Source organism: Methylobacterium sp. 22177, assembly GCF_052045615.1.
Classification (GTDB): domain Bacteria; phylum Pseudomonadota; class Alphaproteobacteria; order Rhizobiales; family Beijerinckiaceae; genus Methylobacterium; species Methylobacterium radiotolerans.
Genome location: NZ_JBQEPK010000003.1, coordinates 47354 through 68810, shown reverse-complemented (window position 1 = coordinate 68810; position 21457 = coordinate 47354). Strand labels below are relative to the sequence as shown.

21 protein-coding genes are annotated in these 21457 nt (G+C 73.3%); 11 read left to right on the top strand and 10 right to left on the bottom strand.

Annotated features, from left to right (window positions below; translation table 11 throughout):
* Positions 1–13 precede the first annotated feature (13 nt).
* Together ACTJK8_RS04745 and ACTJK8_RS04740 are read left to right on the top strand one after the other, a co-directional pair.
* Positions 14–232, top strand: a complete 219-nt coding sequence (locus ACTJK8_RS04745) for a hypothetical protein (protein WP_012321797.1) — start codon at positions 14–16, stop codon at positions 230–232.
* A gap of 164 nt (positions 233–396) precedes the next feature.
* Positions 397–849 carry a hypothetical protein gene (locus ACTJK8_RS04740; protein ID WP_012321796.1) on the top strand — a complete coding sequence of 151 codons (453 nt, stop codon included), beginning with the start codon at positions 397–399 and terminating at the stop codon, positions 847–849.
* Positions 850–865: 16 nt separating this feature from the next.
* Here the strand turns inward: ACTJK8_RS04740 and ACTJK8_RS04735 are convergent, their stop codons facing one another.
* The 4 genes from ACTJK8_RS04735 to ACTJK8_RS04720 all read right to left on the bottom strand — a co-directional run bounded on the left by ACTJK8_RS04735 (position 866) and on the right by ACTJK8_RS04720 (position 2503).
* On the bottom strand, positions 866–1174 hold the full coding sequence (locus tag ACTJK8_RS04735; protein ID WP_012321795.1) for a hypothetical protein: 309 nt from the start codon (positions 1172–1174) through the stop codon (positions 866–868).
* An 85-nt stretch (positions 1175–1259) separates the two neighbouring features.
* Positions 1260–1679 carry a hypothetical protein gene (locus ACTJK8_RS04730; RefSeq protein ID WP_059409400.1) on the bottom strand — a complete coding sequence of 140 codons (420 nt, stop codon included), beginning with the start codon at positions 1677–1679 and terminating at the stop codon, positions 1260–1262.
* Positions 1679–1939 (bottom strand): hypothetical protein, encoded by a 261-nt coding sequence (locus tag ACTJK8_RS04725; protein ID WP_012321793.1) that lies wholly within the window; start codon positions 1937–1939, stop codon positions 1679–1681. Before ACTJK8_RS04725 ends, ACTJK8_RS04730 begins: the two co-directional genes overlap by 1 nt.
* A gap of 129 nt (positions 1940–2068) precedes the next feature.
* Positions 2069–2503: a hypothetical protein gene (locus tag ACTJK8_RS04720; RefSeq protein WP_440761598.1), complete on the bottom strand. Its 435-nt coding sequence runs from the start codon at positions 2501–2503 to the stop codon at positions 2069–2071.
* 300 nt (positions 2504–2803) lie between these two features.
* Between ACTJK8_RS04720 and ACTJK8_RS04715 the strand changes: the two genes are divergently transcribed.
* Positions 2804–3214 carry a MucR family transcriptional regulator gene (locus ACTJK8_RS04715; protein ID WP_440761597.1) on the top strand — a complete coding sequence of 137 codons (411 nt, stop codon included), beginning with the start codon at positions 2804–2806 and terminating at the stop codon, positions 3212–3214.
* Positions 3215–3825: 611 nt separating this feature from the next.
* Positions 3826–4665: an alpha/beta fold hydrolase gene (locus ACTJK8_RS04710; protein ID WP_440761596.1), complete on the top strand. Its 840-nt coding sequence runs from the start codon at positions 3826–3828 to the stop codon at positions 4663–4665.
* Positions 4666–4855: 190 nt separating this feature from the next.
* Here the strand turns inward: ACTJK8_RS04710 and ACTJK8_RS04705 are convergent, their stop codons facing one another.
* Positions 4856–5317, bottom strand: a complete 462-nt coding sequence (locus ACTJK8_RS04705; protein ID WP_440761595.1) for a GNAT family N-acetyltransferase — start codon at positions 5315–5317, stop codon at positions 4856–4858.
* Between the two features lie 295 nt (positions 5318–5612).
* On the opposite strand from ACTJK8_RS04705, the gene ACTJK8_RS04700 reads away from it, so the two are divergent.
* Positions 5613–7010, top strand: a complete 1398-nt coding sequence (locus ACTJK8_RS04700; RefSeq protein WP_012321787.1) for an MFS transporter — start codon at positions 5613–5615, stop codon at positions 7008–7010.
* 128 nt (positions 7011–7138) lie between these two features.
* Positions 7139–8098, top strand: a complete 960-nt coding sequence (locus tag ACTJK8_RS04695; RefSeq protein ID WP_024828525.1) for a helix-turn-helix domain-containing protein — start codon at positions 7139–7141, stop codon at positions 8096–8098.
* 10 nt (positions 8099–8108) lie between these two features.
* Here the strand turns inward: ACTJK8_RS04695 and ACTJK8_RS04690 are convergent, their stop codons facing one another.
* Complete coding sequence (locus tag ACTJK8_RS04690; protein WP_029361432.1) at positions 8109–10253, bottom strand: peptidase domain-containing ABC transporter; 2145 nt, start codon at positions 10251–10253, stop codon at positions 8109–8111.
* A complete protein-coding gene (locus ACTJK8_RS04685) occupies positions 10250–11566 on the bottom strand; it encodes an HlyD family secretion protein (protein WP_440761594.1) in 1317 nt (438 codons plus the stop codon). The genes ACTJK8_RS04690 and ACTJK8_RS04685 overlap by 4 nt, the downstream gene beginning before the upstream one ends.
* Positions 11567–12118: 552 nt before the next feature.
* On the opposite strand from ACTJK8_RS04685, the gene ACTJK8_RS04680 reads away from it, so the two are divergent.
* Entirely contained in the window at positions 12119–12349 is a 231-nt protein-coding gene (locus ACTJK8_RS04680; protein WP_012321783.1) for a hypothetical protein, read from the top strand.
* Between the two features lie 86 nt (positions 12350–12435).
* On the top strand, positions 12436–13362 hold the full coding sequence (locus ACTJK8_RS04675) for a helix-turn-helix domain-containing protein (RefSeq protein WP_440761593.1): 927 nt from the start codon (positions 12436–12438) through the stop codon (positions 13360–13362).
* Positions 13363–13528: 166 nt separating this feature from the next.
* Here ACTJK8_RS04675 and ACTJK8_RS04670 read toward each other — a convergent pair whose 3' ends face one another.
* Together ACTJK8_RS04670 and ACTJK8_RS04665 are read right to left on the bottom strand one after the other, a co-directional pair.
* Positions 13529–14890, bottom strand: a complete 1362-nt coding sequence (locus tag ACTJK8_RS04670; protein WP_024828529.1) for an NAD(P)H-dependent oxidoreductase — start codon at positions 14888–14890, stop codon at positions 13529–13531.
* A 177-nt stretch (positions 14891–15067) separates the two neighbouring features.
* Positions 15068–16000 (bottom strand): LysR substrate-binding domain-containing protein, encoded by a 933-nt coding sequence (locus ACTJK8_RS04665; protein ID WP_440761592.1) that lies wholly within the window; start codon positions 15998–16000, stop codon positions 15068–15070.
* 129 nt (positions 16001–16129) lie between these two features.
* Here ACTJK8_RS04665 and ACTJK8_RS04660 point away from each other — a divergent pair, with 129 nt between their 5' ends.
* Positions 16130–16993: a class II aldolase/adducin family protein gene (locus ACTJK8_RS04660; RefSeq protein ID WP_012321779.1), complete on the top strand. Its 864-nt coding sequence runs from the start codon at positions 16130–16132 to the stop codon at positions 16991–16993.
* A 34-nt stretch (positions 16994–17027) separates the two neighbouring features.
* On the opposite strand, the gene ACTJK8_RS04655 is transcribed toward ACTJK8_RS04660, so the two are convergent.
* Entirely contained in the window at positions 17028–18167 is a 1140-nt protein-coding gene (locus ACTJK8_RS04655; RefSeq protein WP_081437823.1) for a citrate synthase family protein, read from the bottom strand.
* A gap of 75 nt (positions 18168–18242) precedes the next feature.
* On the opposite strand from ACTJK8_RS04655, the gene ACTJK8_RS04650 reads away from it, so the two are divergent.
* Both ACTJK8_RS04650 and fumC read left to right on the top strand, forming a co-directional pair.
* Positions 18243–19691: a CoA transferase gene (locus tag ACTJK8_RS04650; protein WP_024828532.1), complete on the top strand. Its 1449-nt coding sequence runs from the start codon at positions 18243–18245 to the stop codon at positions 19689–19691.
* A 276-nt stretch (positions 19692–19967) separates the two neighbouring features.
* Positions 19968–21425 (top strand): class II fumarate hydratase, encoded by a 1458-nt coding sequence (gene fumC, locus ACTJK8_RS04645; RefSeq protein ID WP_440761591.1) that lies wholly within the window; start codon positions 19968–19970, stop codon positions 21423–21425.
* Positions 21426–21457: the final 32 nt, after the last annotated feature.

Here is a 21457-nt window from a genome sequence, read left to right as displayed (position 1 = left end):
GGGAGGATGGGCCGTGGGTTCCAGCGATCCCGAGACGCGCAGGCGGCAGCTCGACCGGCTGCGCGCGGCCTACGAGGCCCATCCGGGCCGGCCGGACCGCGCGACCATCGGCAACGGCGCGCGGCACTCGCGGGCGCTCCTCGGACGGATCCTCGTGGCGCTCGGCGGACTGCCGGACGGGACCGGCCTGCCGGCGATCGGACCGCGCGGGAGCGGACGCGTCCGGACGTAGCGGCACGGGCCGCGGCGCCACCGCCGGGAGACCTCACGGAGGCCGCCGTCCGGATCGTTTGCGAGAGACTCGGCCGCTTCGCCGGCACGGTGGCCGGCGCGCCGCCGCACTGACGGATCGGAGCGACGGGACAGGCGGGCCGACTTGGCGGTAAGACGCCGCTCATGACCCCCGCCGACCGAGACCGGTTCGAGAAATGCCTCGCGCTCGCCGCCCAGGGCGCCACGGCGGGCGAGCGGGCGGCCGCCCGGGCCGCCGCCGAGCGCATCGCGCGGGGCGCCGGAATAACCCTCGCCGAGGCGGCCGAGGCGCTCCGGCGTGACGGGCAGGCCTCCGCCGACCGGGCGCCCCGCCCGCCTCCGCCGCGGCGGCCCTATCCCTGGGCGCAACCCAGGGCGCCCGTGACCCCCATCACGGTCGAGGAGTTGCTGCGCCAGAAGGCCGAGACGGAGGCGTGGCGCAAGCGGAGCGCGGCGGCCGCCGACCGCCGCCGGAAGCGGGAACGCGCCGACGAGAACGCCTACGTGGCGGAGCAGCGCGCCCGGCAGGCGCAGCGCGACCGGGACTGGGCGCGCGCCCGCGCGGATCCCCCGGGCGCGCCGGGCGACGAGACCTGAGCGCCGGCCGGCCGGCTCAGCGGTGATGCCGCGGCCGCGCGCTCCGGTGCGCCCGCGCCCTGCGGTGCCGCGGCGCGACCCGCGGCGGCGGCGGCTCCGCGGCGGCGACCGGGGGGCCGGGCGCGACGCCGTCATGGGCCGCGACGACCCGGCGGGCCTCCTCGACGCTCATGTCGCAGGCGCTCGTCATGCCCTGCAGGGCGCCCAGGGCGCGGTTGTACTCGGGAAGGTTGGTGCATCCGGGGACGCCCCACGCCCAGGCGGGGGCCGGCGCCGCGCCCGCCGCCGCCAGCACGAGGGCGGCAAGACCGTTCCTGACCGACACGGATCCCTCTCCTCTTCACCGGCGCCCGGAATCCGGCCCCGGGAGGCCGCGCGCTCGTCCGAGCGGCGGGTTCACGGAGGCCCGTTCAGGCCCCGCCGCACATGTGCTGCGAGTCGGGCAATGTCCAGGAATCCAGCGTGCGCAGGTTGGTCGTCGTGTACATCTTGCCGCGATCGTCGCCCCTGGGGCAGCCGGTCGGCAGGAGAACGAGGCAGGTCATCACCGGGTCGCCGACCCGCGAGCGCGCGACCGCGTCGACATACGCGTAGGACACGCCGTAGACGCCGTTCTTCAGATCGACGCTCGTCCCCTCGTCGATCCCGTCGCCCTTCGGCCTCGCGAGCGTGTCGCTGAACCGCGTCCCGATCCGCGCGATGGTTGTCGCCGCACAGGTGCCGACCCGCGTCGGCATCTGCGCCTCGGCGGCGGGCGCGAACCCGAGACCGCCGACGACCAGCGCGCCGGCCAGTGCGCCGCCCAGGATCGCTCCGGGGCGAAGGCGCATCAGGCGGCTTCGAGGAGGAAGTTGGCCCGGCGGAACATCAGTTCGCGCCGGTAGAAGTAGACGCCGCGGCTCCGCATCGCCGCGTGCGCGGCGTCCGCGTCGAACCCGTACGGCCTGTCCCGGGTGATGTCGATGCAGCCGACATACGTCCAGCGCACACCGTCGAGGAGCGACGGGATCGGCTGATCCTGCCGGACGGCGCAGAACTGCTCACCGTCCGAGGCCGAGACGAAAATGTAGAAGGTCTTCCGCGCGCACATCCGAACCTCCACGGGACTCGGGGGTGTAACCGCAACGCCACGGTCAAGCTATAAACCGATCACGGCAGAATAGTCAAGCTTCTGCCACATTTTCGTCACGTGTGAGACGGAACGCCCGCGCCCTCCGCCTCACAGGCAGCCGACCCGCCGCAGGGCGCCGATCAGCTTCCGGCCGACGCGATAGCCGTTGAGGGATTCCGATCCGAGGATGCGGACGGTCTCGGCCGTGTCGGTCCGATCGTACAGGAACAGGTGGTAATCCGCCCGTCCCCGCTCGGCGGGACCGGTGCTGACCTGACCGCAGAACGCCACCGTGGGCCCCGCCTCGGCGGGGATCGGCCGGATCTTGCGGAACAGCACGAGGCCGGCATCAGGGAAGGCCGCGGCGACCCGCGCCCGCATCTCGGCCTCGGGATCGTCCGCGCCCTGCCCGTGGGCGAACGGGGCCGCGAGCAGGCCACCGAGAAGCGCCGCCAGCACCGCGCATACACGGCCGGCTCCGGGCCCGGCGCGGAACGTCCGGATCTTCGATCTCGGCGCGGGCGGGCGGCGTGTGGCGGCCATGGAGAGATTTCGCGATGCGCTCGAACCGTATTGGACCACGAAGATCCGCGAAGCGGAAGCGTCGGAGCCCGGCCGGTGCCGCACGTCGCGCGCGCGTCGAGAAATTCGACGGCTACCCTCGAAACCTCAGACATGACGACGGGCGGATCATCGGCCAGAGGAAGCAGATCACGTCACGATAATTCTGCATTCAAAATTCGTTACTTGCCGATCCCGTCATTCTTCATTGACACCGGGTAATGTCCGAGTATTCATGGTTTATACCAGGTATCGCGGAGATCGAAGAAGGGGCCGATCGAGTTGCGCAAGAATCAGGATCATCTCGAACGGACGATCAGCGACGTGGCCCTGCGCGTCGTGACCGCCTACCTGTCGAACAACGCGCTGCCGCACACCGGCATACCGCCGCTTCTGGTCACCGTGCACGGCGCGTTCTCCGCGCTCGCCGTCCGGCCGGCGGTCACCGAGGCGCCGCCCGAGCAGCCCGACGCCGCGCAGATCCGCGGCTCGGTCCGCCCGGACGGCATCGTCAGCTTCATCGACGGCCGGTCGTACAAGACCATGAAGCGGCACCTCACCGCGCACGGGCTCACGCCGGAGCGGTACCGCGCGCGCTACGGGCTCCCGGACGATTACCCGATGACCGCGCCCGGCTACGCCGAGCGCCGCTCGGAGATCGCCAAGGCGATCCGGCTCGGCAGGGCCGCCTGACCGACGTCCCCGTCCGCCGAGCCCCCCGTGAGCCGATCGCCCGCACGGACGGAGATACGCGGGACGGGGCGGCGCGCGGGCGCCTTCACCGAGGGTTCGCCCGTCGAGGCAACGCGCTCGGGCGGGAGGTATCGGGCCATGAAGGTTCTGTCGGGCTGCGTCACGCTTCTTCTCGTCTGCGCGGGGCCGGCCTCGGCGCAGACCGTCCTGGCCCCGTCCGGCGATTCGGCCGTGACGCAGCCCGGCGGGACGGCGGGTCGGGCCGCGCGACACAACATCCGGGAGGCCTATCGCAACGGCGACGGGGTCGGCCAGCGGCACGCCCCGCCCCCCCCCCGCGCCGCGGCCGGACCAGCCCCGCCGCACGAACCCGCGCTTCTAGAAGCCCGATTCTCCGCGGCGGGGCCGGGCACCGGCCTTCGGCACTCGGGACCGCGCCGCACGGCGGACATCGCGTTTCCGCGTCCGCGCGGGCCGCGGTCTGAAATCGTCGTGTAATCCGGGCCGGTCACGGTCCGCGCGCATATCGACCGCGGATCGCGGTCGCGGCGGGTCGAGGAGGACCGGATCGCTCCGGCAGCCCGGTCCCGCCCATGACGGACAGGCGCTCGATGCTTCGGATTGTGATCGTCCTGACACTTCTGCTGGCCGGCGCACCGGCCCGGGCCGGGGCGCGCTGGCAGGACTTGCCGCCGACCCCCGCGCCGGTCGCCGGCACGACCCCGGGCCGGGCCGCCGTCAACGGCATCCGGCTGTATTACGCCACGATCGGCAGCGGTCCGCCGGTCGTCCTGCTGCACGGCGGCCTGTCGAACTCCGATTACTGGGGCCATCAGGTCGCCGCGCTCGCCGCCCGCCGCACGGTCATCCTCGTGGACAGCCGCGGGCACGGCCGCAGCACCCGGGACGATCGGCCGTTCGGCTACGACCTCATGACCGACGACGTGGTCGGCCTGCTCGACGTGCTGAAGATCCCGCGCGCCGACATCGTCGGGTGGAGCGACGGCGCGATCCTCGGTCTCGACATGGCGATGCGCCACCCCGACCGCGTCGGCAAGGTGTTCGCGTTCGGCGCCAACGCCGATCCGTCGGGCCTGATCGAGGGTGTGGAGAAGAACCCGACCTTCGCCGCCTTCATCGACCGGGCCGGCAAGGAGTACGAGGCCCTCTCGCCGACCCCGAAGGACTACGCCGCCTTCGTCGACGCCGTGGGCCGGATGTGGAGCGGGCAGCCGCGCTGGACCGAAGCCGATCTGAAGCGGATCCGCGCGCCGGTCCTCATCGCGGACGGCGACCACGACGAGGGGATCAAGCGCGCGCACACCGAGTACCTCGCCGCCACGATCCCCGGGGCGGGCCTGCTGATCCTGCCGAACGCCAGCCACTTCGCGTTCCTGCAGGATCCGGCGCTCTTCAATGCAGCGCTTCTCGCCTTCCTGGACGAGCCGTGACCGCCGTGGACAGCCGCTCACGCGCGTGACGTCCGCCGCGCGCGCAACACGGCGACAGCCACGCACGGGCAGATACCCCGCCCCACAACCTGGATGGCCCGCCTCGACCCCGTCCGCCGCTGCGGCTGGTCGCACGGATCGCGGCCGCGCGACGCTCCGGGAACGGCGGCGCGATGTGGCCCCCGCTCGGTCAGGCGATCGCGAGATGGAGGAACTGGTTGAATTCACTCGGCAGGTAGGTCCCGAACGCGGGGCCGTTCACGAAGCCTCGACGCCGATAGAGTGCGAGCGCGGGCGCGAATGCGGGTCCGCATCCGGTCTCGAGGCTCAGGCGCCGCGCGCCGCGGGCGGCGGCGGCCGCGATGATGGTGTCGAGGATCGCCGCGCCGGCTCCCTGACGGAGGAAGTCCGGATGCGTCCGCATGGACTTCATCTCCGCCCAGCCGTCCGTCGCCATCCTGAGCGCCCCGACGCTCGCCACCCGCCCGCCGCGCCGCGCCGTCCAGACGGTCACGCCCGGTGCTCGCAGGCCTGACAGGTCGAGAGCGAACACGCTGCCCGGCGGCGAGGATGCGTGCATCCCGGCGAGATGGAGCGCCAACAGCGCCCGTGTCTGACCATCGGACAGATCGTCCTGCGCGACCTCGAACATCGTGCCCCGACCATCCGCCCCGACATCCCCCGCGCAGGATGTCCTCCCGACCGACGATCAGCAAGGCGCGTGATGGCGGTGCCGGCCCGCGCCGAGGCTCCCGGCGGAGGGCTCGTCGGCGGATCCGCGCGATCCGCGGATCGCCGGACCGGGCCGCCCCGGCCTCCGCGCGACCCGCGACCGTGGCGCGCTCGGTGCATTTGTGAACGCCATCGCGTTCCCCGGTGCGGAACACGCCGCTATGGCGGTGCGTCACCGGGTGCGCGCACGCTCCGGTCGCAGAGGATCCACACGCTTGGTCGACGCCCGAATCCAGGCCGCGCGCCTCTCCGACCCCCTCGCGCCGGTGGACGGGTCGGTCGCGGCCGTCACGCGGCGGCTCGATTCCCTGCCGATCACGCGGCTCCACGCGGCGGCGCTCGCCGTCTGCACGCTGGGCCTGTTCACCGACATCGCCGAGGTCGCCCTGAGCAACGCCCTGGCGGCCATCTTCCTCGCGCCGCCCCACAGCATGCCGCGGGGCAGCCTCTCCCTGCTCCTCGCCTCCGTCTTCGCCGGCGGGGCCGTGGGCGCGCCCGTCTTCGGGATGCTGGGGGATCGCCTCGGCCGCGGGCGCGCGCTCCAGGCCTCCCTCGCGCTGATGGCCGCCGGATCGCTGGCCGCGGCCGCGAGCCAGGGGCTCACGGCGCTGACGATCGCCCGCACGGTCTCGGGCTTCGCGATCGGCGGGTTCCCGCCCCTGGTCGCCACCTACCTCGCCGAGGTGACGCCCGCGCGCCACCGCGGCGCGACGCTGCTGGTCTGCGCCGGCCTCGGGCTCCTCGGCGGCCTGGCCGCCATCGGCCTGGTCCAGATGCTCGCACCGGGCGCGCCGCTGGGGATCGAGCCGTGGCGCTGGGCGCTGATCCTCGGGGGCGCCCTGGCGGCGCTCGGCGGCCTCCTGTTCGCGCGGCTGCCGGAATCGCCGCGGTGGCTCGCCTCGGTCGGGCGCTCCGCCGAGGCCGACGCCGCCTGCCGCCGGTTCGAGCGGGCGGCCGGCCGGGTCCGGGTCGCCGCCCCCGCCGGCCCGGACCCGGCGCCAGCCGCGGCCGGGCCGGCGGGGTTCCGCGGCCTGTTCGCCGGGCCGCGCCAGCTGCGCCGGACGGCGCTGTTCGTCGGGCTCTACACCCTCGCCCCCCTGGCGACGATCGCCTTCCCGCTGCTCAGCGCCGTCGTGATGGTGGAGAAGGGGTTCAAGGTCGACCAATCCCTGGTCTTCGCTGCCCTGTCGATGCTCGGGCCGCCGCTGGGTACCCTGCTGACCGCGCTGGTGATCGACCGGCTCGAGCGGCGCGCCTGCCTGACGGCCCTGGCGGCGGCGATGGCGGCCCTCGGCACGGCCTTCGCCGCGAGCGGCACGTTCCTGACGCTGGTCCTCGTCGGCATCGCGTTCAACACCGCCGCGGCGACCTACGGCAGCATCCTCGCCGTCTACGCGACAGAGCTGCTCCCGACGCCGCTGCGGGCCTCGGCCATGACCTGCGCCTGGGCCGGCGGCCGGGTCGCCGCCGCGCTGGCGCCGATCATCCTCCTGCCGGTCCTCTCGGCCTACGGGCCGCACGCGATGTTCGCGGTGATCACGGTCGTCCTCGCGGCGAGCGCGGCCCTGCTCCTCTCCGGACCGCGCGGCCTGTCGGGGCGGGCCGTTGCGTAGGGAGCGCCAGAGGCGGCGCGGGCCTCCCGCAGGCGGGACCGGGGCGGATGGCGCCGGTTGCCGATCCGGCACGATTCACACGATAGGGTCGCGCAGGCGGCCGAAAGGGCGCGCCGGGAGTGCCGCACGTGTCTAGCCCGGAGCTCGTCCCGAGCCTCGTCGAGACGACCAGCCACGTCGACCCCAAACGGGCCTTCGAGTTCTGGCGCTGCACGGCCCTGGCCAGGTTCGGCGATATCGGCCGGCGGCACCCCCGGGAGCGGTTCTCGGCCAAGCGCCTGAGCGTGGCCTCGGCCGGCTGGTCGCTGACCCACACGGTGAGCAGCCCGGTCGAGCTGGAGTTCCGGTCCCGCCACGTCGACCGCAACGCCCGCGCCATGGTGGTGATCGGCCTCGGGCTCGACGGCGTCGGCTATCACGAGCAGCACGGACGGGGCGCCCAGCTGAACCCGGGCGACATCAGCTTCCTGACGCGGAACCGGCCCTTCGTGGCCGGCACCCAGAGCGCCTACGAAGAGATCCGCCTCGCCGTCCCGCGCGAGATGTTCGAGGCCTGGATCGGCGCCGCCGACGCCTTCGCGGGCCGCAGCCTCGGCCCGCACCCGGCCGGGGCGGAGGTCCGGGCGCGGCTGCGCGGCGTGGCCGGCTCGATCGCCTGGATGTCCGCGGACGAGGCGCAGGCGGCCGTCGAGGGTGTGCTCCATCTCCTCGGCCACCTCGTCGACGGCGCCGCCCGGCGCGGCGACCCGGAGGCGGTCTCGCAGGCGGCCGTCGTCTCCCTCGCCCGCGCCCATATCGCGCGGCGGATGCACGATCCCGACCTGAACCCGCAGGACATCCAGCGCGCGCTGGGCCTCTCCCGGACCAGCCTGTACCGCGCCTTCGCGGAGACCGGCGGCATCGCGGCGGCGATCCGCGACGCGCGCCTCGACCTCGCGCGCCGGCGCCTCGAGGCCCGCCGCGACGACAAGGTCCGGATCGCCTCGATCGCCTACGCGTGCGGCTTCACCGACGTGCCGACCTTCAACCGCGGCTTCCGCAAGCGCTTCGGCCTGGCCCCGGGCGACCTCCGGCCCACGCTCCCCTAGGCGCGGCGCGTCAGCCGGCGGCGGCGAGATCCGCCCGGCCCCGGACCTCGGCGGGGAAATCGAACACCGCGTCCGCGTGCGCGATCGTCGCCGGGCGATGGGCGACGATGACCCGCGTCATCCGCAGGTCCCGCAGGGCCCGGGCGATCACCGCCTCGGTGGCCTCGTCGAGATGGCTCGTGGCCTCGTCGAGGAACAGGATCTCGGGCCGCCGGTACAGGGCGCGCGCCAGCACGATGCGCTGCTTCTGGCCACCCGACAGGGTCGAGCCCATGTCGCCGACGAGGCTCTCGAAGCCCATCGGCATGCGGCGGATGTCGTCCAGGATCGCCGCCCGAGCGGCGCACTCGGCGATCCAGCCCGCGTCCGGATGCTCGTCGAAGGCCGCGATGTTCTCGGCGATCGAGCCGGCGAACAGGCCGTCGCCCTGCATCACGCCGGCGATCCGGCGCCGGTAGGACCCGGCCGCGGTGCGGATGTCCTGGCCGTCGGCGGCGACGATCCCCTCGCTGGGCGGCGTCAGCCCCATCATCACCTTCATGAGCGAGGTCTTGCCGCATCCCGAGGGGCCGGTGATCGCGAAGCAGGCGCCGGCCCGGACCGACAGCGAGACCCCGCGGAAGATCCAGGGCTCGTCGGCGCCGTAGCGCAGCGCCAGGCCCGCGCCGGCGAGCGCGCCGGCCCCGATGGCGGCGACCGGGGGCGCCCCCGGCTGCGCGCCGGCGGCGAGATCCTGCTCCTCGGGCTCGCACAGCACGATGTCGGCGAGCCGGTCGGTCTGCACGTCGAGCATGCGCAGCTTGAACCACGCGTCGATCAGGCTGCCGATCCGGGTGGCGAACTGGTCGCGGTAGGCCAGGAACGCCACCAGCATGCCGAGCGACAGGGACCCGCCGATGACCGCGCGGGCGCCGAGCACCAGCAGGATCAGGCGGTCGAGGCCGAACAGGAACTCGTTCGCGCGGCCGAACACGAGGTCGAGGCGCTGCAGCCGCAGCCGGGCGTTCAGGGCCGTGACGAAGTGGTTCATCCAGGCGTTGCCGCGCCGCTCGCGCAGGTCGAGGAGCTTGACGCTCGCCATGCCGCGGACCGTCTCGATGAAGTGCGTCTGCTGGCGGGCCTCGGCCACGAGGGCCTCCTCGCTGCCCTCCCGGTAGGCGCCGTAGGCGAAGACCCGCAGGATCGCGTTGAGCGCCGTCGAGGCCAGGACCACGGCGACCAGCCAGCCGCCGTAGACCGTCAGCATCACCAGCATGCCGACCGCCATGAGACCGTCGAGCATGGCCTGGACGAGGTCGGTCGTCAGGCCCTTCTGGATGGTGGCCAGGGAGCCGAACCGCGAGATCACGTCGCCGACGTGGCGCTTCTCGAAATAGTCGAGGGGCAGCCGCGACAGGTGGTCGAACAGGCCGGCCGACCACTGGTAGTTCAGCCGGGTCCCGGCCAGCATGATCGCCCAGGTGCGGGCGATGCTGAGGCCGAGCTGGAGCAGCAGCAGCAGCGCGAGGCCGATCGCCACCACGAGGAGCAGGTCGTGGTCGGCATTCACGATCACCTCGTCGATCACGACCTGCGAGGCGATGGGCATCAGGAGGGCGACGAGCTCGATCCCCAGCGACAGGGCCAGGACCTGGGCCAGGGCGGCGCGGATGCCGGCCATGTTGCGGAACAGGTCGCGCAGCCGCAGGCCCGGGGCGGCCCGCTCGCGCCGGAAGCCCGGGTTGGGCACCGCCTCCAGGGCGACCCCGGTGAATTCCCGCGACGCCTCCGCGAGGCTGACCCGGCGCCGGCCGCGGCCCGGATCGTTGATGACGAGGCCGCCGCGCTCGACCCGGGTCAGCACCACGAAGTGGTTGAGGCCCCAGTGCAGGATGCAGGGCAGCCGGAGCCGGGGCAGATCCGTGAGCTCGACCCGCAGGGCGCGGGCGGTCAGGCCCTGCGCGCCGCACAGGTCGATCAGGTTGCGCAGGGTCATGCCCTTGAGGGACAGGGGATGGCGCCGCCGCAGCGTCGCGAGGTCGATCTGGCGCCCGTGATAGGCCAGGACCATGGCGAGGCAGGCCATGCCGCACTCGGCGGCCTCGGCCTGGAGGACGACCGGCACCCGGCGGCGGAGCCCGAAATCCAGCCGGGCGGCGCGGGACGGCGCCGTCACGGCGCGGCCTTCCGGACCGGCAGGGCGTCGAGGCCGCCGCGCGTGACGAGGGCGAGGCTCTCCCGGACATGCGCCACGGGATCGAGCAGCCAGCGGTACAGCGACCGCTTCTCCAGGGCGATGTCGGCCTCGACCCGCATGCCCGCCTCGAGGCTGCGCCGCTCGCCGTAGGCCAGCACGGTGTCGGAATCGGGCCGGACCACGATGCGGTAGAGGTCGGTCCCCTCGCCCCGGGCGGCCGCGCGCCGCGCGAAATCGGGCGCGTCGTCGCTTCCCAGCGGCGCCCGCGTCACCTCGGTGACGACGCCGCGGTGCAGGCCGAAGCGCTGGAACGGGAAGGCGGCGTAGCGCAGCATCACCGGCGCGCCGGCCTCGGCGAAGCCGATGGCCGACGAATCCACGAACAGGTTGGCCTGGAGGCGCCCGGCGCTCGGCAGCAGGGTCAGCAGCGTCGCCCCGGCCGCCACGGTCTGGCCGACCTGCGCGCGGATCGACGTCAGGGTCCCGGCCTCCGGCGCCCGGACCTCGATGGCGCGGCGCGCCTCGCTCTCGGCCTTCTGCTGCGCCAGCTGGGCGGCGGTCCGGTCGAGGTCGGCGAGGTCGCGGGCCAGCCGGTCGTCGTAGGCGGCGAGCTGGGATCGCGTGTCGGCGAGCTTGCCGTCGATCTGGAGGCGGCTCTGCTGGAACTGGGCGAGCTGCGCGCTCGCCTGCATGTAGAGGTAGTTCTGGCTCTGGAAGTCGGCGGCGCGGGCGTAGCCGCGCGCCACGGCGTCGGCGAGTTCCTCGACCCGCGCCCGGAGCGGCGGAACCAGCTTGTCCTGCAGGTCGATCTGCTTGGCGAGCTGGGCCGACTGCTCGCTCAGATTCGCCACCTGCTCGCGCAGCGCCTGCCGCTCCGTGCCGGCGAGATCGGCCCGGGCGGCCCGCTGCCGCTCCACGCTCTGGCGCTGCCGCTCCAGCTCGGCGATCACGCGCTCCTGCGTGGGGCCGCTCGCCGACACGGCATCGAGGTCGATCGTGTACAGGAGCTGCCCGCGGGCGACCTTGTCGCCCTCGCGGACGCCGGTCGAGCCGACGCGCCCCGCCACCGGGCTGGCGAGGCTGATCAGCCCGATATCGGGCGCGAGCAGGCCGACGGCGTGGATGCGGCGCGTGTAGGTGCCCTGCCAGGCATAGAGGCCGAACGCCGCCACCATGACCACGCAGCCCAGGGCCACGATGCGGACCGGCAGAGGCTGGATGATCTGCGCCTCGCCCAGCCACGCGTTGCGTCGCGCCTCGATAACCTCAAGTCGAAAGAGCGGACTTGGCACCCGGAGAAAGCAACCTTCCTGAAAGAGACAGCCGTATTCGAGGACTCTGCGCTCAGCATGCGCCGCCATACTCGGTCGCATCACGTGATCTGTGTGTCAACACTTGTTGCCACAACGAATTTTGAATACTTTATGGTGCGTCAGAACGTCGCGGTCAGCCATAAATCTAAAACACGATCAGAGACTTACTCAGAAATCCGGCATCGCCGAGTTTGCGTCGCAAAATCGGGTCAGTTTTTGCGATATCTGATGCTGCACCGCGAAGATCCCGCGGGAGGGGCCGCGCGGGAATCCGCCGTTCCGCAGCGCGCAGGCCGTCGAGTCCTGCGACGCCTGGAGCAGCGTCCGCGAATGGCAAGCCCTGTCAGTTTTTGCGCAGTCGCCGATATCGGTCGTCCGCGAACGGCATCGGTCGTCCCAGACCGATTGACACGAAGCACATCTCTGTAATCCTAAGGGCAGGCGCCGACGTCCAAGGCGCCTCGACGCTACGATCAGGCAATAGATCGAAGCAAATAACCTTCTTCCTGAATTCCAATCTGGAGAACGATCATGCAGGACAGCATCGATACCGTCCGCGAGCTGAGCGCTGCCGAGCTGGACCAGGTCGGCGGCGGCCTCGGGGTCGGCCTCACCGTCGGCCTCGGGGTCGACGCGAGCCAGGAGCTCGGTGCGGTCTCGGGGGTCGTGGGCCAGGTCGGCGGTCTGGTGAGCGGCCTGGTGGGCAGCGTGCTCGGCGCGGTCGGCGGTGTCGTCGGCGGCGTGACCGGATCCCTGCGCTGACGGTCTGACACCGGGAGGGCGGCCGCGGGGCCGCCCTCCTCCGTCGTGGGGGAAGACCGCGACGATACCGGGATCGATGGGCCCGCATGGACGACACAGCCGAGAGTTCGGCCGAGAATTCGGCCGCGACCACCGACGGGACGTTCGCGTACGCCACGAGCGGCAGCACCGGGCATCTCTCCGGCCGTCCCGAGCTGACCTGCTACGCGCCGAGCGACCGCGGCCTCCCGGAGATCACCTTCATCGATTTCCGCTTCCCCGTCGGCGGGTGGAGCACGCACGCGGTCACCGGCCTCGAGGTCGCGGCCAGCACGCAGCCCGCCGGGGCGCACCACGCGGTCGATTACGAGATCGCGGCGCGGCTGAGCGAGCGCGAGGGCCTGCTGGTCCGGCGTCCGGGCCTGAACGGCACGACCCGGTGGGTGGGTCCGTATGCCGGCCGGGTCCTCTCCTTCTCGGCCGCGGCCGTCGAGCGGCTCGCCGAAGCGCCGGTCGGCAAGATCGCCTTCGCCGCGGACGGGCGCGATCTCCGCGCCTGCCGCAGCACCCGTCACATCCTCGACGCGCTGGCTTGCGCGCACCGGGACGACCCGTCGCCCGACCCGCTGCTGATCGAGAGTCTCCATCTGGCCGTCCTGCGCTCGGTCGTCGCCGCGCGCGCGCCGGGCCGGTCGGCGGCGCCCGACCTCTCGGCGTCGCAGGCCGGACGGGCCTGCGCGTATATCCGGGAGCACCTGGACCGGGAGATCACCGTCTCTGCCCTGGCCGGCATCGTCGGGCTCAGCGAGGGCTACTTCATCCGGGCCTTCCGCCAGACCACCGGGGTCACGCCCTACCAGTACATCATGCGCGAGCGCGTCGGCCGGGCCGAGGCCCTGATCCGCTCCGGCGCGGGATCGATGGCGGAGGTCGCCGCGCGATCGGGCTTCACGAGCGCCGGCGCCATGAGCCGCACGTTCCGGAAGCTCGTCGGGCGCTCGCCGACCGGGCGCACGGCGGGCCGGCGCGCCTGAGGCTCTGGAGCCGCTCACGATCGCTCAGGCAACGGTCTGGAACACGGGCATCTCCGGTTCGGACGGCCGCGCCACGAACCCCTCTCCCGCAACGGGAGAGGGGACCCGCGCCTCGTGCGGCGCGGGCTCGGCAATCGCGTCCGACTCATCGCGGTCGGGAACGGCTCTACCCGGCCGGCCGCCCCGTCGCCCCGCGGAACAGGTCCTCCATCTCGCGACGGACGCGGATCGCCTCCTGACCGGCGTCGTAGGCGACGTCGCTCCAGCGCACGGCCCGGCCCGCGGGCACGTCGGTCTTGAGGACCATGTTGTGGGCGAGCCCGATCGGCAGGGCGTCCTGCGCCAGGGACTCGGCCGCCGGCATCAGCTTGCCGTAGACGGTGAACCCGCCCTCGCCGTCGAGCCGCTCGCCGGCCCGCAGCGCGCGCTTGGCCGTGGCGGCGACGTCGCCGCGCCACTCGCCCGTCGCCCCCGTCGCCTCGCCGCGGACCGCGATGGATGCGACCGAGATGCCGAGCTCGAGGCCGATCAGGTGATAGGGCTTGTAGGTCGCGGCGAACCGGCCGCTCGAATCGGTCTTGAGGCCGTACTGGGCGAAGCAGTCGCGCACGTAGGGGCTCGGCGCCTCGAACACCGCGTAGACGCCCCAGCGCAGGTCCCGGAAGACCGGCCGCCCGTCCCGCTCCACCGACGAGACCACCTCGACGGTGCCGCGCTCGGTGAGGAGGCCGCCGTCGGCCGCCGGCTTGAGGATGCCCGGCAGGTCGTCGACGCCGCAGGGCGGGAAGGCGAGGCCGTCGCGCGGCGGGGTGAGCCCGCAGGCGTTGGCCACGGCGGCCATCTCCAGCGCCGACTTGGTGCCGTCGAGGAAGGAGTTGAACATCTGCGGGTTGAAGTCGCCGCCCGCGACCTGGCTCTCGCTGAAGCCGTAATGGCCCCAGACCGTGTCGGGCGTGGAGGCGTGGTAGGCCGGGAGGTACTTGGTGCCCTTCCCGGCGCAGATCACCTCCAGCCCGATGGTGCGGGCCCAGTCGACCAGCTCGGCGATGAGCGCCGGCTGGTCGCCCGAGGCCATCGAGTAGATCACCCCGGCCTCGGCCGCCCGGCGCGCCAGCAGCGGCCCGGCCAGCACGTCGGCCTCGACGTTGACCATGACGATGTGCTTGGCCGCCGCGAAGGCCTGGAGCGCGTGGCGGATGCCGGCGGCCGGGCTGCCGGTGGCGTCGATGACGATGTCCACGAACGGGCTCGCGATCATCGCTTCGGCATCCTCGGTCACGAGGGTCGTGCCGCCGCGCGCGGCCGCCTCCAGCGAGCGCGCGGCGAACCGGGCGTCGTCCCAGCCGACCCGGCGCAGCGCTTCGCGCGCCCGGTCCGGCGACAGGTCGGCCACCGCGACGAGGTGGATGCCGGGCGTGCGCGGCGCCTGCGACAGGTACATCGAGCCGAACTTGCCGGCGCCGATCAGGCCGACCCGGACAGGCCGGCCCTCGTCGGCGCGCCGCCGCAGCTTCGCGAAGAGGGACATGGGGCGTTCTCTCCCTGGGCGGGGCGGTCGGGACCCAGCCCCGCCGCGTTCGCCGCGTTGTTGGACAGGGACCTAGTGCGGTTCCCGAGGGCGTTGAGGGCCGCGGCCTGACAAGTCTGGCCGTCGGTACGGACGACGCGCGCCCTCGCCCGTGCCGGCGAGGGTCGGGGCGAGGGATCAGGTCTCTGCGCCTCGGGCCGCCCCCGCCCGGCTCTCCGCCTCCACGTCCAGGAGCCAGCGCCGGAAGGCCCGGATCTTCTCCAGGGCCCCGTCGCGCTCGCGGTAGCAGATGAAGTGGAGGTCGCGGGTCAGGCTCGCGGCCCGGCCGCCGCCGAGGCGCACGAGCTGACCGGCGGCGAGCTCGTCCCGGGCGAACCGCAGGGTCTCGAGCGCCACGCCGAGCCCCTGAGCGGCCGCCGAGATCACCAGCGAGCCCCGGTCGAAGGCCGCGCCCGCCGCCCCGGTCGGCATCGGCAGGCCGTTCCGGGCGAACCAGTCGGGCCAGCGGACGGGACTGAAGGACGAGTCGAGCCGCGCGAAGGGCCCGATCGGCCCGGCCGCGTCCGGCTGCGCGGCCCGGGCGACCGCCGGCGTGCACAGGGCGGCGATCTCCTCCGGTCCGAGGGACTCGACGGTCAGCCCGGGCCCGCGCGGCGGGCGGCCGTAGGCGATCAGGATGTCGATCTCCGCGTGCCGGCCGAGATCCACCGGGTCGGCGCTGGTCGACAGGTGGATGGCGATGCCGGGATGCGCCTCCACGAAGGCGGGGAGCCGCGGCCCGAGCCACTTCGCCGCGAAGCTCGGCGTGCAGTGGACAGCGAGCGCCGCGGCGAGGGCCGCGGGCGGCGGGCCGAGCTCCGCGCAGATCGCCTCGATCGCGTCGAAGGCGCCCGTCAGCCCCGCGAGCAGGCGCCCCCCGTCCGGCGTGAGCGTCGCCTGCCGGTTCGCCCGCCGGAACAGGGCGCGCCCGAACCACCGCTCCAGGGCGCGGATCTGGTGGCTCACCGCCGAGGGGGTGAGGTGCAGCTCCTCGCTCGCCCGCGCGAAGCTGCCGAGGCGCGCGGCCGCCTCGAAGGCCCGCAGGGCGGGGAAACTCGGGATCCGGCGCATCGGCGATCCGTGAATTGAATTCACGAAAAGCGTGAGAAATCGTCGTTTGTCAACGGAACGGGTGCGCAAGAGAGTACCGGCGACTGCGCGCTCGGCCGCCGGACGGGCGCCCCGACGGGAGGATACGCCATGCTCGACGATCACGCCCACGACGCGGCCGTCGCCCTCGACCTGCCGAACGACGATGCCGGCCGCAGGCGGACCTCGATCTACCAGCCCGAGCAGGCCGGCCTGATCTTCCCGGAAATCCCGGACTTCGCCGACCACGCCGAGGAGCGCGCCTACCGCAAGCAGCACCTCGTCGCCGCCTGCCGCGCCTTCGCGCTGCACGGCTTCGACTACGGCTTCGCCGGCCACCTGACGATCCGCGATCCCGAGCGCCCGGAGCTGTACTGGACCAACCCGATGTGCGTGCACTTCTCGCAGGTGCGGATGTCGAACCTGATCCTGGCCGACCACAAGGGCCGGGTGGTCGAGGGGCGCCACGCCATCAACCGCGCGGGCTTCGTCCTCCACGCCGCCGTGCACGAGGAATACCCGGAGGTCATGGCGATGTGCCACGCGCACACGACCTACGGCACCGCGTGGTGCGCCACCGGCCGGCCGCTGGACATGATCAGCCAGGACGCGGCGGCCTTCTACAACAGCCACGCGGTGATCGGCGCCTCGGCGGGCGCCGTGGCGGTCGAGAAGGAGAGCGGCCTGTCGGTCGCCCAGCAGATCGGCCGCAACCGCGGCGTGCTGCACCAGAACCACGGCCTGCTGACCTGCTCGCAGCACAGCATCGACGACGCCGCCTTCTGGTTCATCGCCCTGGAGCGGGCCTGCCAGCAGCAGCTCCTGGTCGAGGCGTCCGGCATCAAGCCGCAGCTCCTCTCGGAGAAGACCGCCCGCTACAGCCGCGAGCACGTCGGCAGCGACTATATCGGCTGGCTGCACTTCCAGACGCTGTACAACCACATCGCCGAGACCCAGCCCGACATGTTCGCCTGAGACCAGGAACGACCCGAGCGGGCCGGCCCTCCCGCTACGAGCCGGCGCGATCCGCCGGCCCCCGCCGCCCCTCGTACCGGGCCCGCGGCCGGATCAGGCTGCCCTGGCGGCCCTGCTCCATGGCGTGCGCCGCCCAGCCCAGGCTCCGGCCGAGCAGGAAGATCGTGAACGGCGCGCTCCGCGGCAGGCCCGCCGTCCGCACGAGCGCCGTCAGCGCGAAGTCGATGTTCGGCCGCGCCCCCGTCGCCTCCGCGGCGCAGTCCCGGACGGCGTCCAGCAGGGGGTCGGCGGGCAGGACCGCGCCGAGGGCCGCGGCGCGGACGTCGCCCTCCGGGTAGAGCGGGTGGCCGAAGCCCGGCAGCGCGCCGCCCCGGTCCAGGCAGGCGCGGACGGCCGCCCGGGGGCCCGTCGCGGCGGCCTCGTCGACGAGCCGCAGCACCGCCGCGGCGGCGCCGCCGTGGCGCGGGCCCGACAGGGCGCTCAGCCCGGCCATGAGGCAGGCCGCGATCGGCGCGCCGGTGGAGGCGGCGACGCGGGTCGCGAAGGTCGAGGCGTTCAGCTCGTGGTCGGCCAGCAGCACCAGCGCCTGGCGGACCCGGTCGGCGGTCGCGGCGTCGAGGGACCAGAGCCGCGCGAGGCCCTGATGCAGGGGCGCCCGGCCTTCGGGGATCCCGCAGGCGCCAGCGAGATGCGCGACGGCGCGGCGCGCGTCGCGGCACAGGCGGTGATGCCCGCGGCCGAGCGCGGCCTCGGCGTCCTGCAGGAGGCCGGCCAGCGCCAGGAACGGCGTCGCGGCGGCGCCGGCCGGCACATCGAAGAGGGTCGGCTCCGGGCTGTCCCACAGCAGGTCCGCCGTCGCCTCCAGGCTCGCGTCGCGGGCGAAGGCCACGGCGTCGCGGCCGCGATAGATCAGGCTGCCCCGGTGGACGGTGCTGATCGCGGTGACGACCGACGGCTCGCCCCAGGCCATCGCCCCCGCGGCGATCGCCGCGCTGGCGCGGCTCCGGCCGCGCCGGTCGGCGAGCGCCGCGACGTCGGCGGCCCGGTACTGGCTGCGGCGCCCGCCCGGGGCGCGCCGCGCCTCGATCAGCCCGCGGCTGACATAGGCGTAGAGCGTCTGGGCCCGGATCCCGAGGGCGTCGAGGGCTTCGGCGCGGTCCAGCCAGTCCGTCATGTTGATCAGATGTATCAAGATTGATCGGTCCGTCGACGGCCGGCAGCGTGCGCGAACCACCCGAGGGCCGCGACCATGCGCGAACGACATGCCGACCACGACGCCCTGCCGCCGATCCTCGCCGAGGCGCTGGCGGCCCTGGCGCTCCCGCCCGAGGCCGGGAACCGGCTGACGGTGACCGGCACCGGGAGCCTGCCCTCCTGCTTCCCGGTCACGGCGCTGGCGACGGCGTCGATCGCGGCCGCCGGCCTCGCCGTCTCCGAACTCCTCGGCCTGTCCGGACGCGCGCCCGCCGTCACGGTCGACCGGCACCTGGCCTCGGCGTGGTTCGGCACCTCGGTGCGGCCGCAGGGCTGGACGCTGCCGGCCGCCTGGGACCCGATCGCCGGCGACTACCGGACGGCGGACGGCTGGATCCGCCTGCACACCAACGCACCCCGTCACCGCGCGGCCGCCCTCGCGGTGCTCGACTGTCCGGGCCAGCGGGAGGCGGTCGCGTCGGTGGTCGCCCGGGCGGCGGCGGAAGGCCTGGAATCCGCCATCCTGCGCGCGGGGGGCTGCGCCGCGGCGATGCGCGGTCTCGACGAGTGGCCGAGGCTCGATCAGGGCCGGGCGGTCCGGGGCGAGCCGCTCGTCGCGGTCGCGGACCGGCCCGTCCAGCACCGCGCGCCCTGGCGCCCGGACCCGGACCGGCCCCTCGCGGGGATCCGGGTCCTCGACCTGACCCGCATCCTGGCGGGACCGGTGGCCACGCGCTTCCTGGCCGGTCTGGGCGCCGACGTCCTGCGGATCGACCCGCCCGGCTGGGACGAGCCGTCCCTGGCGCCCGACGTCACCCTGGGCAAGGTCTGCACGCGGCTCGACCTCCGGCAGGCCGCCGACCGCCGGCACTTCGAGACCCTGCTCGCCGAGGCCGACATCCTCGTGCACGGGTACCGCCCGGACGCCCTGGAGCGGCTCGGCTACGGCGCGGCGCGGCGGCGGACGCTCAACCCGGACCTGATCGACGTCGCGCTCTGCGCCTACGGCTGGGCCGGGCCCTGGGCCGGACGGCGCGGCTTCGACAGCCTCGTCCAGATGGCGGCGGGCATCGCGGCGGCCGGGCAGCGGTGGATGCGGGCCGAGCGGCCGGTGCCGCTGCCCGTCCAGGCGCTCGACCACGCCACCGGCTACCTGATGGCGGCGGCCTCCATCCGCGGCCTGATCGCCCGGCGGAGCGAGGGGCGCGCCGTCACCGCCCGGCTCTCCCTGGCCCGGACCGCGTGCCTGCTCACGGATCATCCCGGCAGCGCGCCGGGGCCCGCCTTCGGCGGATATCGCGACTGCGATTACGCCCCGCAGATGGAGCACACGGCGTGGGGACCGGCCCTGCGGCTGCACCCCCCGGTGCGGATCGGCGGCGCGCCTCTGCGCTGGGATCACCCGGCCGGCCCACTCGGCGCGACGGACGCGGCGCAAGTCCGGACGTTCGATAGCGCACGATTGTCCGGCTCGATCCGCCATCTCGGGGAGCAGAAGCGCTAGAAATTGACCAATCCTGGGAATGTTTTTGCAGCCGCCGCGCCGGCGAACGCTTGACACCGATCTATGTTATCTGGCAATCCGCATTCATGATTTGAAATCCGATCTGTAGCCGCTTTAAATATTGACTTTGATCTATCGATAAGCATCCAATTTTCATAAACACGATTCAGATCCGCAGAAAGCAGAGAAAACCGCCACCGTTTACGTCAAAGCGCACCCGGTTCGCCGACCCCGTCTTGCACTGTGCCACACGGTTCGATGCCGAGAAGGATGACGATGAACGCGCCCGTCCCGGACCATCCCGTCCTGCGCGATGTCCCGATCGGCATCTCCGCCACGGGGATGCGGCGGGAGACGGATTCGATGGGCGGGATCGACGTTCCGGCGGACCGCTACTGGGGCGCGCAGACCCAGCGCTCGCTCCAGCATTTCTCGATCGGCAACGATCGCATGCCGAAGCGGGTCTACCACGCCTACGGCTACGTCAAGAAGGCCGCCGCCCTGGTCAACGCCGCCGCCGGGCGGCTGGAGGATTGGCGCGCGCAGGCCATCGTCCAGGCCGCCGACGAGGCGATCGCGGGGAAGCTCGACGCGAACTTCCCGCTCTACGTCTGGCAGACCGGTTCCGGCACCCAGTCCAACATGAACGTCAACGAGGTGCTGTCGAACCGCGCGATCCAGCTCCTCGGCGGTGAACTCGGCTCCAAGAGCCCGGTCCATCCGAACGACCACGTCAACATGGGCCAGTCGTCGAACGACACCTTCCCGACGGCGATGCACATCGCCACGGTGCTCGAACTCGACGAGGTCCTGCTCCCGCAGGCGCGGACGCTGGCCGACGCGATCGACGCCAAGGCGCGGGCCTGGATGGACGTGGTCAAGACCGGAAGGACCCACCTCCAGGACGCGACGCCCCTCACGGTCGGCCAGGAATGGTCGGGCTACGTGGAGCAGATGCGCGACGCGCTGGCCCTGGTCGAGGCGTCGCGCGCCGGGCTGTACAAGCTCGCGGCCGGCGGCACCGCGGTCGGCACCGGCCTCAACGCCCCGGAGGGCTTCAGCGCCGAGATCGCCGCCAAGATCGCCGACCTCACCGGCAGGCCGTTCGTCACGGCGCCGAACAAGTTCGCCGCGCAGGGGTCGCTGGACGCCATGGTCGCCGCCATGGCGGCGGTGCGCGGGCTCGCCGTCGCGCTGATGAAGATCGCCAACGACATGCGCTGGCTCGCCTCGGGGCCGCGCTGCGGGCTCGGCGAGCTGCTGCTGCCGGCCAACGAGCCGGGCTCCTCGATCATGCCCGGCAAGGTCAACCCGACCCAGTGCGAGGCCATGGTGATGGTCTGCATCCAGGTGATCGGCGAGGACAACGCGGTCGCCTTCGCGGGGGCGCAGGGCAATTTCGAGCTGAACGCGATGCGCCCGATCATCATCAGCAACACGCTGCACGCGATCCGCGTGCTGGGCGATGCCTGCGAGAAGTTCCGGACCTACTCGGTCGCGGGCACGGAGCTCAACCGGAAGCGGATCGACGAGACCGTGAACCAGTCCCTGATGCTGGTCACGGCCCTGTCGCCGGTGATCGGCTACGACCTCGCCTCGAAGATCGCCCACCGCGCCAACGACGAGGGCACGACGCTGCGCGCGGCCGCCCTGGCCGAGGGCGTTCCGGCCGAGCGCTTCGACGCGGTGTGCGATCCCAAGACCATGATCGGCCACGGGCTGGCCGGCGCCTGACCCGCCGGGACCGTCCGTCCTGCCCCCTCAGC

Excerpts from the sequence above, each read along its gene's own strand:
- ACTJK8_RS04705 (WP_440761595.1), bottom strand. The coding sequence starts at position 5,317 with ATGTTCGAGGTCGCGCAGGACGATCTGTCCGATGGTCAGACACGGGCG.
- fumC (WP_440761591.1), top strand. The coding sequence starts at position 19,968 with ATGAACGCGCCCGTCCCGGACCATCCCGTCCTGCGCGATGTCCCGATC.
- ACTJK8_RS04680 (WP_012321783.1), top strand. The coding sequence starts at position 12,119 with ATGCAGGACAGCATCGATACCGTCCGCGAGCTGAGCGCTGCCGAGCTG.
- ACTJK8_RS04660 (WP_012321779.1), top strand. The coding sequence starts at position 16,130 with ATGCTCGACGATCACGCCCACGACGCGGCCGTCGCCCTCGACCTGCCG.
- ACTJK8_RS04655 (WP_081437823.1), bottom strand. The coding sequence starts at position 18,167 with ATGACGGACTGGCTGGACCGCGCCGAAGCCCTCGACGCCCTCGGGATC.
- ACTJK8_RS04725 (WP_012321793.1), bottom strand. The coding sequence starts at position 1,939 with ATGTGCGCGCGGAAGACCTTCTACATTTTCGTCTCGGCCTCGGACGGT.
- ACTJK8_RS04650 (WP_024828532.1), top strand. The coding sequence starts at position 18,243 with ATGCGCGAACGACATGCCGACCACGACGCCCTGCCGCCGATCCTCGCC.
- ACTJK8_RS04710 (WP_440761596.1), top strand. The coding sequence starts at position 3,826 with ATGCTTCGGATTGTGATCGTCCTGACACTTCTGCTGGCCGGCGCACCG.
- ACTJK8_RS04675 (WP_440761593.1), top strand. The coding sequence starts at position 12,436 with ATGGACGACACAGCCGAGAGTTCGGCCGAGAATTCGGCCGCGACCACC.
- ACTJK8_RS04740 (WP_012321796.1), top strand. The coding sequence starts at position 397 with ATGACCCCCGCCGACCGAGACCGGTTCGAGAAATGCCTCGCGCTCGCC.
- ACTJK8_RS04720 (WP_440761598.1), bottom strand. The coding sequence starts at position 2,503 with ATGGCCGCCACACGCCGCCCGCCCGCGCCGAGATCGAAGATCCGGACG.
- ACTJK8_RS04730 (WP_059409400.1), bottom strand. The coding sequence starts at position 1,679 with ATGCGCCTTCGCCCCGGAGCGATCCTGGGCGGCGCACTGGCCGGCGCG.
- ACTJK8_RS04665 (WP_440761592.1), bottom strand. The coding sequence starts at position 16,000 with ATGCGCCGGATCCCGAGTTTCCCCGCCCTGCGGGCCTTCGAGGCGGCC.
- ACTJK8_RS04670 (WP_024828529.1), bottom strand. The coding sequence starts at position 14,890 with ATGTCCCTCTTCGCGAAGCTGCGGCGGCGCGCCGACGAGGGCCGGCCT.